Annotated in this window: 10 protein-coding genes; 4 read left to right on the top strand and 6 right to left on the bottom strand. The window is 62.5% G+C overall.

Going from position 1 to position 13680, the window contains the following annotated elements:
- Window positions 1–20: 20 nt before the first annotated feature.
- The 3 genes from BRAGE_RS0111785 to BRAGE_RS0111775 form a co-directional block, all read right to left on the bottom strand.
- On the bottom strand, window positions 21–1436 hold the full coding sequence (locus BRAGE_RS0111785) for a hypothetical protein (RefSeq protein ID WP_028146266.1): 1416 nt from the start codon (window positions 1434–1436) through the stop codon (window positions 21–23).
- The gene (locus BRAGE_RS0111780) at window positions 1433–2707 is read right to left on the bottom strand and encodes a hypothetical protein (protein ID WP_028146265.1); all 1275 of its coding nucleotides are present in this window, start codon (window positions 2705–2707) and stop codon (window positions 1433–1435) included. Before BRAGE_RS0111780 ends, BRAGE_RS0111785 begins: the two co-directional genes overlap by 4 nt.
- 107 nt (window positions 2708–2814) lie before the next feature.
- Window positions 2815–3789: a peptidylprolyl isomerase gene (locus tag BRAGE_RS0111775; protein ID WP_084334359.1), complete on the bottom strand. Its 975-nt coding sequence runs from the start codon at window positions 3787–3789 to the stop codon at window positions 2815–2817.
- A 153-nt stretch (window positions 3790–3942) separates the two neighbouring features.
- Between BRAGE_RS0111775 and BRAGE_RS54465 the strand changes: the two genes are divergently transcribed.
- Together BRAGE_RS54465 and BRAGE_RS48425 are read left to right on the top strand one after the other, a co-directional pair.
- Window positions 3943–4176: a hypothetical protein gene (locus BRAGE_RS54465; protein WP_141263014.1), complete on the top strand. Its 234-nt coding sequence runs from the start codon at window positions 3943–3945 to the stop codon at window positions 4174–4176.
- 122 nt (window positions 4177–4298) lie between these two features.
- Window positions 4299–5933 carry a substrate-binding domain-containing protein gene (locus BRAGE_RS48425; protein ID WP_084334361.1) on the top strand — a complete coding sequence of 545 codons (1635 nt, stop codon included), beginning with the start codon at window positions 4299–4301 and terminating at the stop codon, window positions 5931–5933.
- 174 nt (window positions 5934–6107) lie between these two features.
- Here the strand turns inward: BRAGE_RS48425 and BRAGE_RS0111765 are convergent, their stop codons facing one another.
- Window positions 6108–7319 carry an alpha/beta fold hydrolase gene (locus BRAGE_RS0111765; protein WP_084334363.1) on the bottom strand — a complete coding sequence of 404 codons (1212 nt, stop codon included), beginning with the start codon at window positions 7317–7319 and terminating at the stop codon, window positions 6108–6110.
- Between the two features lie 128 nt (window positions 7320–7447).
- Here BRAGE_RS0111765 and BRAGE_RS0111760 point away from each other — a divergent pair, with 128 nt between their 5' ends.
- Window positions 7448–8683, top strand: coding sequence for a glycosyltransferase (locus BRAGE_RS0111760; protein WP_231164047.1), 1236 nt, complete (start codon window positions 7448–7450; stop codon window positions 8681–8683).
- An 84-nt stretch (window positions 8684–8767) separates the two neighbouring features.
- On the opposite strand, the gene BRAGE_RS0111755 is transcribed toward BRAGE_RS0111760, so the two are convergent.
- A complete protein-coding gene (locus BRAGE_RS0111755; RefSeq protein ID WP_159073929.1) occupies window positions 8768–9790 on the bottom strand; it encodes a methyltransferase domain-containing protein in 1023 nt (340 codons plus the stop codon).
- Between the two features lie 112 nt (window positions 9791–9902).
- Window positions 9903–11699, bottom strand: a complete 1797-nt coding sequence (locus tag BRAGE_RS48420; protein WP_027559750.1) for a carbamoyltransferase family protein — start codon at window positions 11697–11699, stop codon at window positions 9903–9905.
- A 456-nt stretch (window positions 11700–12155) separates the two neighbouring features.
- Here BRAGE_RS48420 and BRAGE_RS51635 point away from each other — a divergent pair, with 456 nt between their 5' ends.
- The gene (locus BRAGE_RS51635; protein ID WP_084334367.1) at window positions 12156–13610 is read left to right on the top strand and encodes a sugar transferase; all 1455 of its coding nucleotides are present in this window, start codon (window positions 12156–12158) and stop codon (window positions 13608–13610) included.
- The last annotated feature ends 70 nt before the right edge of the window (window positions 13611–13680 follow it).

Genomic DNA, 13680 nt, shown 5'->3' with positions numbered 1-13680 from the left:
TGCGTTGCCGCGGCGGTCGGTCACGACCGTCGGCACATGACGCGCGTCAGCACTGCCAGGATGATCATTTCGACGAATGTCAGCCCAACCACCGAGCCGAGCGAGCCGCGGACCAGGATGGGCGCCGACGCCATGAAGACGAACGCGCGCAGATCCAGCCCGTGAACGAGAACCGCTCGCTTGATCCCGAAGAATGTGAGGAGGAACGACACAAATAACGCTCCGATGGCAACGCCGACGATGCCGAGATCGGCGTAGAAATCGCCCGCAACGAAGCCCGACAGGTTCGGCGTTCCGGCCGTCCCGAGGTCGGCCAGGACAAGCCCCATGTCGCTGGCCAGAATGGTCTCCTTCCCCGGCCAGAGACTGCGTGGCACGAAGAACAACACCAGGCCCAGCGTCTTGGTCCCCCAGAAAAAGTCCGACAGCTCCAGATAGCGCACTTCGTAAACGAGCATGTCAAGCACATCGAGGCCGGGGATCGTGAGCACGCTCGAGAAGTCGACGGCTTCGACGGCCTCGGCAAGCGAGGCGCCGGACCTCGACGTGAGATTGAGCATCGGCATGAGAACCACGAGGCCGACCAGCACGCCCAGATAGAACGTCTTGATGCCGAGTCTGCCGGAGATGAAGACCAGAACGATCGGCAGCCAGGCCATCAGGAAATAGAACCGCGCCGTATTGTACGGATTCTGGGCAATAAAGAGCATGGCGAGCGCAAGTGAGGTCGAAATGGCGACGACCACCGGGCGGGCATTTTGCCGGTAAGGCATGAACTTCGCGTGGACGCAGATCAAGAGGCAGGCCACCATCTGCAATGCCAGCGCGGAGGCGCCTGCCGTTCCCATGGCGCCGTTGTCCGACAGTTCCTTGGAATATCGATCCGCCAGGACGTTTCCCATGCCTCCTTGGGCGACCACGAACATGGCAAAACCGAGCACGCAGAGCACGAGCAGCACAGGCAGCGCATTGTCTTTCAACCGATAGCGCACGGGCTCCGACGCCGATACGAGCCGCCTGACCAGGACGCGCGTTACGGTAGCGGTCAGGAGGAAGACGAAGACGACGACGAACGCCATTGCGATCTCGCCGTTGGTGAAAAAGAACCCGGTGACCGGTCCTTCGTTCTCGAAATGCCCGAACCTGAGAGTCTGGCAGGGAGCGATCACGAAGAACACGTACATCAGCAGCCAAAGCATGTCCTCTACGCTCGCGCAGGATCGTCGTATTCGCAAGATGTTGTAGCAACAGATCAAGAACGATGGAAACGTCAGCGCTGCGACGAATTTGTCCGCCGCGAACAGCACGTTCAAAGCGTAGTACCCGACGAAGAAGGTCAGCCTCAGGACCGTCGCAGAGGCGACGAGCCGATGTCCTTGCAGCGCCGCAGGCTTGCCGGCGAGGCTGCGCAACCTTGCATCGGCTGCCGCAATCACGGCTGCGGCCCCATCGCCGCAACCCGCTGCCTGGATCTCCCCAGCCGCAGCGCGAGCAGCAGGATGCCGAGCAAGGTCGATACGATGTCGGCCGCGATGAAAGCGTATACGCCCAAGCTGTCCAGCAGGACGTAGCTGGCCGCAACCCCGACGAGGTGGAAGATCGCGATATCCAGTGCAAGACCCTCATAGGCCCCGCTTGCGGCCAACCCCTGCATCATCATGATCACCGCGGTGACAGTCAGGATTGCCGGTGAAAACGCGCTCAGGAGCGGTGCGACCGCGCTGAACCGGCTCTCCGGGAATTGTGCCGCGACCAGTCCTGCCGTCGACACCGCCGCCGTGAAGGCAAGTCCCGTAGCGGCCACCAATTTCTGCGCCCGGAAGACCGTCGCCAACGGATTCTCGTTATGACCGGACATGCAAGCAACCAAGGTCGGGAATTCGACCCGTTGCACGAATGCGATGACCTGAAGAGCTCCCGTGATTATCTGCTTGGCGTAGAGAAAGAGAGCCGTCGTCTCGGCACCGAGCCAAGCCGCGCTCAACACCACTTGCGCACGGCCATAGAGTTGTGCCGGCAAGTGGACACAGAGCATGGCCCCACCTTCCCGCGCTGCCCTCCGCAGGCCGCTCAACGTCGTGGTCCGCGCATGCGGCCGCCAGCCGAGATTGCCGAGCGCAATCCACTGCGTCGCAACCATCAGCAGGCATCCAGCCGAAAAAGCGGCGCCGAGAGCGGCGCCCGCGGCATCCGGCGAGGCGTGTCTGGCAGCGATAACCAGGACGAGAGCCGAACTTGCATAAGGGAATGCCGCACTCATTCCGCTGATACCGCTGAACTTGAATCCATCCAGCAATCCGGCCGTATTCCAGGCGACGAACATCAGGCCGGGCGCCGCGGAGAGCGCATAGTTGCTGGAGAATCCGTCTGGCGCGAAAGCAAATGCATAGATGCTCGCCGCGACGGCCAGAGTGAGCGCAAGAAGCAAACGAAATACGGTCGTGTCCCAAAACGCTTTCGAGAGATCCTGAGCGCCGGTCTCGCGGCAAGATGACGCCGCGTGGCGCGCCAGCGTGGTGCTCGAGCCCGCATCGACGACGAGGCTGCCAAGCACGGCAAACAGGAAATGAGTCCCGAAGGACGCGAGCAAACGATACTCGCCGACGGCTATCAACCAGGTTTGGGCAAGGAACACGGCTCCCTGTCCGAAGCCGTATCCGCCGAACAGGAGGCCGATATTGGCGGCCGCCGACAACCGTGCCTTCACTGGCAATTCCTGTTTCCGCATCCTTCCGGGACGATCGACCGAAACCGCTGACGCTCCGGTCTAATCGTCCCTACCCGCACTGTTCGGCGCGACCGCGCGATGCGCCGTTAGTTCGGCGCCTTCACCTTGGCGTCTTCACTCGGCGTCTTGGCGGCCTGGTCCTGCGGCTGCTCGAGGCTATCCATCCGCTCGATTTTCGCGTCCGCCCGCAGCTTCTCCATCGCCGCTAGTTGAGCCTTCCGCCCGACGACCACGGCGAACTTTTCCCGTACGATGTTAAATTCCAGCGGCTTGCGCGCCTGCTTGTCCTCGATCTTGAGAACCTCCCAGCCCTGCTCGGTCCTGATCGGAGCTGTCGTGCTTCCGACCTCGGTCGCGAACGCGACTTTCGCAATTTCCGGCTTCATCTGCTGGCGATCCAAGTAGCCCACTTCCTTGAGCGTGGCCGGCAGAGACGTTCCCGTCATCTCCTCGGCGACCTTGGCGAACTCCTCGCCCTTCTTGACGCGGGCGGCGGCCTCATTGGCACGGTCCTCTGCGGTCTTGACCGCCTTTTCATCGTTGGTCGCGTCGACTTTGAAGAGCATGGTCCGCATGCGGATTTGGGGCTCGCTCGTGTCCTTGACCACCTGATCGTATGCCGCACGAACCGAATCGTCCGTGATGGCAGACTGCGCGACGGTGCCCAGCCAGCTCTCCATCAGCGCCTTCTTGCGCAGGAAATCGAAATTGCGCTGCAGGGCAGCCTCATCCACTTTCAGATCCCTCTTCTGCGCATCCTTCGACATCAACGCGACGTCGATGAGGTACTGCACCAGAAAGTCGCGACGCGCCTTTTCATCCAGTCCTTTCAAGTCGTGCGCAAACATCTGCTGGGCCAATTCGTAGTCGCGGCCGTCGATCACCACGCCGTCAACCTTCGCGATGATCAGGTCGCCGACCTTGGCGACGACCGTCTGGCTTGACTGTGCATAGCCGGATCCGCTCGCGGCCCAAAGGCTCGTCGCGACTGCGAGTCCCACTACCATTCGAGAATACACACCAGACGACTGCTGGCGGCGACCACGACAGAGAACCATCATACCCTCGATCAGATTTCGAAATGCATCATCGCGGGCTGCGCGGCAGAACGCGATGCCGCTGCAACTGCAGCCGGTCGTACCCGCTCGGCATGACCAGGATGCGTCTGTAATGATCCAAGCCTGACGCTAATATAATGCGGAGAAGAATGATTTGTGACCATCAACTCCCGTTATGTTATTCGCTCACGATCGACGTTGCCGGCGCAATGCGGAAATCGGAAGCCGCAGCAATTGCATCGCACGAAATTGCGAACGCCGGCGCAGCGTGATTCGCAGCAAGGCAAGGCGAATGCGACGTTGTTTTGCTTTCAGCGCCACCGCGAAAATTTCACGACAGCGCACGCGAGCGCGGTGAAAACGCAAGGAGTCCTGCACATCGATAAATGATGTTATCGAGTTCACAAATGTAACGTTAAAACATAACAAAGCCTGACTAGGGTCCGCCGCGCCCGATACGATGCCCGTTGGGGGAAAAGGTCGGGAGCTTAGAAATTGAACAGGAGTCTCTAATGAGAAACTGGAAAGCGTATTTGCTGGCCACGGCTGCCATCGGCACTTGCGGCCTGGCTGCGCCGGCTCAAGCTCAGCTGGTTTACGCGGGAGGTGCGTCGTTCCCTGCACCGGTGTATCGCTATCTCTTTGACTGCCATTCGGTGCAAGTCGACGGTAACCCCGGCGGCCCGACCTGGCCGTACCCCGGTGGTGCGTTCGAGCCCGCCTATCCGATCCACCCGTCGTGCCCGAGCGCGACTGGCGACTTCAGCGGCCTGTTCATGCAGATCCTCTACGTTCCGGTTGGCTCCGGCGGTGGCAAGCGCGCGCTGATCGCTCATGACGGCTCTTCCAACGCGACCGGTTTCGGTGCTGCGCCCGCCGTTCACCTGCCGATCGTCTCGAGCTGGATTCCCGGCTGGACCGACAAGTACGGCTATCCGTCCGTGCAGTTCGTCGGCAGCGACGACGTCTGGAATGCGACCGACGCGACCAACTACGTCAACTCCGGCAACCAGGCCAAGTACGGCAATATCATTCAGATGCCGGCCATGGCTGGCGCTGTCGTGATCGCGTTCAACGGCAACGACGGCAACGGCACGCCGCTCAACATCCAGAACTCGGTTCCGGCCGGCGCTACCGCCGACAAGGCCACGTTCGGCTATCCGGGCAACTACTCCGGTCTGAACCTGACCCGCAAGGCGCTGTGCGGCATCTTCACCGGCCACATCACCGCCTGGAACGACCCCGAGCTGAAGAAGTCAAACAACAACGTTCAGCTCGGCACCGGCGCGATCAAGGTCGTGCACCGCTCCGACGGCAGCGGCACGAACTTCCTGTTCGTCAATGCCCTGTATCGGCAGTGCCAGGGTGTCACTGGCCCGCTCAACACGACCGACGCGCTCAGTGCAACCCCGTCCACCCGCTCGTGGGAGTTTCGGTTCAGCGACCGCACCAACGCGGCCTGCCCCGACGCTCTCTACCGCGCGAGCAACCTGACCAACTGGCCGGACTTCACCAATGACACCTGCTCGCCGGCTCAGCCTCTCAACAACAATCCCGGCGGCGGCACCTTCATCGCCGGCAACACCAATGGCGGCGTCAAGACCGCGATCGAAAGCAACAACGGTGCGATCGGCTACTCCACCACTGACTTCTCGCAGCCGGTTCTCTCGACCGGCATGAAGGTCGCCAACGTCCAGTCGCAGTATGACGTGGACAACAACACGGGCGCCTTCCAGTGGCCGTCGCCGACCCGCATCAAGAACTCGATGGCTGCCGTCAACCCGATCCTGCCGGACGCCAATGCGATCGCCAACCCGCTGAACTGGAGCTCGCAGTCTCAGGTTCCGAACCCGGCCACGCCGAATTCGTACCCGATCGCTGGCTTCACCTGGCTCGACATGTACCAGTGCTACAGCCAGACGCGTGACAGTGGCCTCGGCGCTGGCACGTTCCAGAACCTGTTCAACTACATCGGGTTCCACTACTACGACGCGGCCGCGACTGCGATCCTCAATTCGCAGGGCTTCTCGGCGATCCCGAACACCTGGCGCGACCCGATCATCCCGCTCATCACGGGCGGCCCGTCGATGATGGGTAATGCCGGTGATCCGAGCAACCCGGGCTGCTCGAGCAAGCAGGGCGCCTGATCTGCCGTTCAAGGCCTCCTTCAAACGAGGCATGTGCACCCGGCTTCGGCCGGGTGCATTTTTTTTGTTCTCCTCGGACACATGCGTGGTTCGGCCGCGCAGGATCAAGCCAGCCATTCGGCCGCGCGACGCCGGGCCGCGGACCGTATGGACGTATTCCAGACGGCATGCGCCTTACGACAGGCGGATGGAAATCTCGGCTGCCAGTCCGTGAACGAAAGGCGGGAAGATCATGTTGGCGTGGTTCCCGTCGACTTCGACCACTTCGAGCTCCGGCACCTTCGGCCGCCATGTTTCGACGGGATCGACGAGATCCCGTTTGGCCGACTCCCACGACTTGAACAGCACGACGGGAAAATCGACCACGGGCGGCACGTAGCGTTCGTAGGCGACGAGCGCGAGGTCCTTGACCACCTTGATCCTGTCGTCGAGTGAGGATTCGTAATAGCGCGTGAATTCGGCACCGTAGGTGAATTGGCCTATCAGGCGGCGGATCAGCGGGCGCACGATATTGAGCAGTGTCTGCCAGCGCTGCTCCGACGGCGCCTCGAATAGTCCCAACACGCGCAACTGCGAACGCCGGGCCACGTATCGCAATCGTGTCTTCAACGACCAGTGTCGTTCCACGACGTTGGTGTCGATGAGGCCGACCAATCCAAGCTTTCGATTGTCCGAGCGCAGGGCCCTCGCCATCTCGATCGCGATCTCGCCGCCCATCGAGTATCCAACGAGATTGACCGGCTCGGCGTGATCGCCGGCGAGGTGCCTGACGTACCAGGCTGCCGTCGCCTCAATCGACTCGAAACGCGGTGTGTCGCCCTCGAAGCCGGGCGGCTGAAAACCCCAGATCTTGCCGGGGAATGATGACGACGCCCGCGCTAGCGCGACGACTTCAAACAGAGTCCCGCGAACGCCGGCAATCAGATAGAGCGGCGGGCGATCGTCGCCATCCTTCAGCAGCAGCAACGGCGAGGGCTCGGGCCACCGATCCGTCGCGATCGCCTCCGCAATGGCGTCCGGCGTGCCCAGTCTCAACGCAGTGCCAATCGGAATCCTCTTGCCCAGCGACCATTCAATCTCATCCAGCAAACGAACCACCCGCCTCACGCCGATCCCTATGTGGCGAAGATCGGCATTCGCCTGCTGTCCCTTCGGACCCGTGGTGCGCTGCCAGATCGCGAGGACCGTCTCCTTGACGGAAAGTGATTGCCGTACCGGCGCCGACCCGACCCGTGCGTTGGGTGTCATTGCGTCGCTCATCATCGCATCCTTTTGCCGGCAAACCGCCCAGCCATCCCGCCGGTTTGCGCGGCCCCAGCCCGTCCGTCGCGATGCTCCCGGCGACCCCCGCAAGTGTTGCCAGCGCACCGTGATGGCAGCCCTCATTGACAGTCTGATGAATCCGGCCGTGCCGGGAGCGCCGCTCGGCGCAATCCTTCATACGGCAGCGATCATTTTGGTATCGCTTATCCATCCATATGTCGTATGCATCATATCCGGATGTGAAGCCTTCAATGAAATCATCATTGCGCATTCTCGAGATCATAGCATCGGTCGACCCTCGCGGCGGCGGGGCGATCGAGGGCCTGTTGCGCCAGGCGGAGGCCCGGCGCGCGTACGGAATGGACACGCACATCGTCAGCCTCGACGGCCCGGACGACCCCTGGGTCCGCGAATGTCCGGTGCCGACCTTCGCAGTTGGGAGCGGCATGCTGAGCCGTCCATCCGGGCCTTTCAACTGGCTGTGGACCCACTACGGCTATGCGCCCAAATTCTCGCCGTGGCTCAGAGCGCATGCCGGCGACTACGACATCGCGGTCGTCAACGGACTTTGGAATCATTCGAGCTTCGGAGCGCGGCAGGTTCTGCCACGATCCTGCATTCCCTACGTCGTATTTGCCCACGGCATGCTGGATCCATGGGCGCGCGGAGGCCTGAAGCATGCGATGAAGCAGGCGCTCTGGGCCTTCTCCGAGGGCCCGCTGCTGAAGAATGCAGACGCCGTGCTGTTCACCACCGAAGACGAAATGATACGGGCCCGCAATACGTTCTGGCCCTACCATGTCCGCGAGCGGATCGTCGGCTATGGCACTGCGGACATCCAGGGGGATTGCCAGCAGCAGATCAGCGCCTTCCGCGGATCCTTACCTGCTCTCGGCGACCGGCCGTTCCTGCTGTTTCTCGGTCGTATCCATCCCAAGAAAGGTTGCGACCTCTTGGTCACGGCGTTTTCCAGGATCGCCGCCGAGCATCCCGAACTTGATCTCGTCATCGCGGGCCCGGATCAGATCGGATGGCGGGGACAACTCGAGGCCCAGGCACGAGCGGCCGGCATTGAACGTCGTATCCATTGGCCGGGCGCGGTGTTCGGCGACGTCAAATGGGGCGCCCTGCGCGCCTGCGATGCTTTCGTGCTGCCGTCGCATCAGGAGAACTTCGGTGTTGCGGTCGCGGAGACGCTTGCGGCCGGCAAGCCGGTCCTGATTACCGACAAGGTCAATATCTGGCGCGAGGTCAAGTCGGACGCCGCCGGACTGATCGCAACGGATGACGCCGCCGGCGTCTGCGACATGTTGGCGCGCTTCGTTTCGATGCCTCAGTCCGCAAGGACTGTTATGGGCGCGGCCGCCCGCGACTGCTTCTTGCGCCGCTTCGAGATCGGCATCCCGGCCAGGCAGCTTGGCCGCCTGCTCTCCGAGATCGCGATGGCTCACGGTCGGACAATCGAAACGGCCAAGGCGATGTTGTGAAAGGCAACGCCATAACTGGCATTGCCGTCGACATTGCTGACCGCCGCTCCCACCAGCGATCGGCCCGGCGAAGCCTGCACGCGGTCAGGCCGCGCGGCGCGAATTCACGTAGAGGCTGTCGGCAACGTTGAGCAGACCGGGAAGCGCCCTGGACACACCGCGCAGGGCTTCCGATGCGTCGACGACCAACCTCTTCGAGAGCGGCAAGAACTTCCGATCAGATGCCTGAACGCCAAGCCCGAAGAAGCCGTCGATGCTGAGCTCACTCGGGCCGAAGCTCGAGGCGAACAGGTTTCGGAGATATCCGGGTGAATAATACCGAACGTCGAAGCCGGTGCCGGACCTGAATCCGCGCCGCGCCTGATGATAGAGGCAACGGATGCCGAACTTGTTCGGCATTTGCATCAGCAGAGACGCATCCTTCTTAGAGACCTTCGCAGCCTCGCGAACAGCGAGCTCGGCGTTCTCGTAGGAGAAGTGCTGCAGCACGCTGTTGGAATAGATGTGGTTGAACGTGCCGGGGGCGAAGGGAAGCCGCAACGCAGTGCCGACCACGAATGTCACGTCGAGCCCCAGCTTCTGCGTCAGACGTTTGGCCGCCAGGACGCCGCCCAGCGATGGATCGATACCGACGACCGAATATCCCTTCCGTGCGGCCGCAACCGACCACCTCCCCCAGCTGCAGCCGATGTCCAGCAACAGGCCCTCACCCTGCGGCAAGCGGATCTGCGGGATAGGCACCTCCTGGAGAGTTCCAGCGAGATCGCCGTACAAGTAGCCATTCGTGGCAATCATCAAGAAGGAAATGACGGGATCGACCTTCTCCTCGCCCGCGCGACGCAAACGCTCCTTCAGCGCCGGCAACTCGTGCGGCAGCACAGCCACGGTCTCGGCCTGGTATGGATCCTCGGGATGCTTGCGCGCCGCCTCGTAGGACGCCTTGACGACCCACAGCGTCGGGTCGTCGGTATTAGACAGCAGCACGGGAACGCCACGAACGATCGGATATTCCCTGCCGGATTTGGATATCAGCAGATCGCCGCGGCGCGTGAGTTCGTCTCCATTCACCGGACAACGAAGGCTCGGTAGAATCTTTTCCAGTGACATTCCATCATTCCTCATTGTCGCTAACGCTGCTTCGCGGCGATGCTCACATATCGTCGGTACCGACGCAGGCGGCCCTGCCTCCGCAAAGGAGATCGAGCCGCATGACGGAGCATCAAGTCGCCGCAGCTTCCTGCGACCTACACACGTCGCGCACGAGCGCCTCATGCTCCGGCTTTGCGACGATGTAATTCCCAAGACACAGCGCATCCAGTCCGGTTCGCACGAAGCAGCTCACGGCCTGCTCCGGCGTGTCGACGATCGGCTCGTTTTCGTTGAAGCTGGTGTTGAGAACGATCGGAATGCCGGACTGCCGTCCGAACGCCTCGATCAGGTCAAAGTACAGCGGGTTCGTCTCGCGCTCGATGCTCTGGAGACGGCCGGTGCCGTCGACATGCGTGATGCCGGGGAGCTGATCGCGCCACTCGGGACGCACTTTCACGACGTGCATCATGAACGGACTGAAGACGTCCTGCTCGAAATACTTCCCGACCTCGTGCCGGACGATGGTCGGCGCGAAGGGACGGAATAGCTCGCGGCGCTTGATCTTGGCGTTGATGAGATCCTTGATGTCCGAGCGGGTCGGATCGCCGAGGATCGAACGGTTGCCGAGGGCGCGCGGCCCCCATTCCGACCGGCCCTGATACCAGCCGATCACGAGACCCGCGCGGATCAGCCGGGCTGCCGCCTCGGGGAGCTCGGCGCGGGAGACCTGATGAACGGGGAAGCCGGACGCTTCCGCGGCCTTACGCACGACGCTGTCCGAATATTCCGGGCCCCAATAAGCGTGCTTCATGTAGAAGCGCTCCGACCTGCCGGCCACGTTGTGCCAGGCCCACATGGCAGCCCCGATGCACAGGCCGTCGTCGGATGCGGCCGGCTGGAGATAGACCTTCTCGAACGGGGTATCACGCAGCAGGCGTGCGTTCGCCACGCCATTGAGCGCACATCCGCCGGCATAGGCGATCTGGTTGCTGCGAACTCGATCGTGAAGCTTCTGGAAGCAATCCATCGCGACGTCCTCGAACCGCACCTGGCACGAGCGGGCAATGTCGCGTTCCCGTTGCGTCAGCTCGTCGCCGCGCTTGCGTGGCGGGCCGAGCGGTTCGATCCATTTGTCGGTGTAGAGCGTGCCCGTCACGATCGCGTTGCGCTCGTCCATTCCGCCGCTCTCGCCGCCCGAATGCATCCCGAACCATCCGGGTGCAAGACGGAACCAGCCGTCGTCCGGCGAGCTGACGAGGTCGCGCATGAACTCCGCGTGGGTGTTCTCCCCATACGGGGCAAGGCCCATGACCTTGTATTCCTCGCCGAAGCCGTCGAAGCCGATGTACTGGCAGCAGGCGGTGTAAAAGAAGCCGAGGCTGTTCGGCAGCGACACACGATCGAGCACCTCGATGCGACTGCCCTCGCACCGCGCCGCCATCGCACTGACGAAATCGCCGCTGCTGTCGAAGGAAAAGCCGGCGGTAACGCCCTCGAACGGCGAGCAATAATAGGAACTCGCGATATGCGCGATATGATGCTCCACGTTGACGACCTTGGCCCGAAGCGAGCCAGGCGCCACGCCACAGGCTTCCGCAACCCGGTCGGCAGTTCCCTTCTCGGCATTGGCGCGACGCAGATGCTCAGCGACCGCCTGCGCCCCCTGCCAGGGATTTTGCAGGACATACAGCGCCTTGCTCAATCGATTTTGCTGGGTATCGCGAGGCACCGCGATGAAATCGATGTCCTTGGCGCTCACGCCGCCGATCGCAAGGACGGACCTGATCGCGTTCTCCGGGAACGACGGGTCATGCTTGATGCGACGTGCGAAGCGTTCTTCGGCGACGGCGGCGACGACCTTACCGTCCAGGATCAGCGCGGCCGATGCGTCGGCGTGATTGAAATTCAGCCCCAGGATCGCGGTCATCTGCCCACCCGTCTCCTCTGACGCTCGCCGCACGGCTTCGTGCGTCGGCGCGTGTGTTACGCGGAACGTTATGCGCGAGCCCCGGGCACGCACCTCACAATTGCCAGCACGCTTTCGGTCCTGGCAACGCGGGCACGGGATACACCAGGTCATATTATGTTACGATGACATGAGAGCATCGCCTGCACATCACAGCGTCATCGAACCTCGTGACGCACGTCGCTGCGCATGCGGCATCGCCGGTCGCGCAAATCTGCGCCTGCCGAGGCTTTCGGCGACATGCACCGCCACGACGACTCCACGTGTTCTGTGAACCTCTTTCTAATTGATGTTGTGATGTCGCCCCGATGTCACAGACCAATGTTAATCGAATGTTAACCGTGAAGCAGCCGCCCGGAGCACCTGCTGACGCGGCGAATATCTATTAAATGACAAGGGATTAGACGGTATATTGCCATGAGATCATTGCGCATTCTGCTGGTGGATCTGGCGTTGGTGTCGATCGCGCTGGTCGCCTCGTCGGTGCTCCGCGAAAATCTCGAGTTTTCGAGCGATCATCTTCTGGCTCTGATCCCCTACGGACTTCTCACGATTTCCACAGCCGCGATCGTGCTGCCATTGTCCGGCGTCACCACGGCGGTGTGGCGTTACAGCTCTCCACAGAACTATCGTGACATCGTCGCTGCGGTCATCGCGATCGTAGCCGGTGCCGCCGTACTGACCTTCATCGCCAACCGGCTCGACGGGGTCTCGCGAGCCCTGCCGCTGCTGCAGGTTCTGATCACCGTCACGCTGATGATCGGGGCGCGGATCGGCAGCCGGCTCTGGCACATGCGGCGCTCGCCGCGCGATTGGCCGCGTGACGTGATCGTCCCTGCTGCCGAATCCGTCCTCCTCGTCGGTGTCAACGAGCTCGCCGAACTCTATCTGCACTGCATCACCCGCTATGCGCGCGATCGCGTGCGCGTCGTCGGCCTCCTGGATGCCCAGGCTCGCCGCGGCCTCTCGCTGCTGTCGCATCGCGTGCTCGGCAGCCCCGAAGACGTTGCCGACGTGGTCCGTACGCTCGAAGTGCACGGCGTCGTCATCACGCGGATCGCGCTCGCGGTTCCGCTGCGCGAGCTGTCGATCCAGGCCCGGGAGGCCTTGTTTGCGCTCGAAGCTTCCAACGCGATCCCACTGGAATTCCTCGACCAGAAGATCGCATGGGAACGTCCGAGCCCCGAAGTGGCGCGCGGCGACAATGCGTCGGAGACGCGGGCGCAGACCTACGCATTCAACGCAAAAAGCAACGAGGGCCTCGCGAGTTCGCCCTATCGCACCGTCAAGCGGCTCCTCGACATCGTCCTGGCGACGCTGCTGCTGGTGATGTTGGCGCCCCTGATGGGCCTCGTCGCGATCGTCACGATCGTGGACGTAGGATTTCCGGTGCTGTTCTGGCAGGAGCGTCCCGGGCTCGGCGCCCAGCCGTTCAAGGTCTTCAAGTTCCGCACCATGGCCGCCGCGCATGACGCGCAAGGTCGCCGCAGGCTGGAGTCGCAGCGCATCTCCGCGATCGGCAATGCGCTGCGCCGGACGCGGGTGGACGAGCTGCCCCAGCTGATCAGCATCCTGATGGGCCGCATGTCGTTCGTGGGGCCACGTCCACTGCTTCCGATCGATCAGCCGGCGGATTATTCGGCCCGGCTCCTGGTCCGTCCGGGTCTGACGGGCTGGGCCCAGATCAAGGGCGGACGGGCGATCTCGCCGACCGACAAGGCGGCGCTCGACGTGTGGTACGTCAAGAACATGTCCTTCATGCTCGACCTCAAGATCATGCTCGGCACCGTTCCGATGATCTTGTTCGGCGAGAGGGTCGAGAACGACGCAATCGCGCAGGCATGGCGCGAGCTGGAAAAATCGCAGGCGTAAGGCTGGAACTCACGGAATCACCGCGCCTTCAGTCGTCCATGGCGCGGATCGTCGCGCGTCGTGAAGGCGA

It is taken from the genome of Bradyrhizobium genosp. SA-4 str. CB756, assembly GCF_000473125.1.
Taxonomy (GTDB): Bacteria; Pseudomonadota; Alphaproteobacteria; order Rhizobiales; family Xanthobacteraceae; genus Bradyrhizobium; species Bradyrhizobium arachidis.
This window is presented reverse-complemented; position numbering and strand designations above follow the sequence as displayed.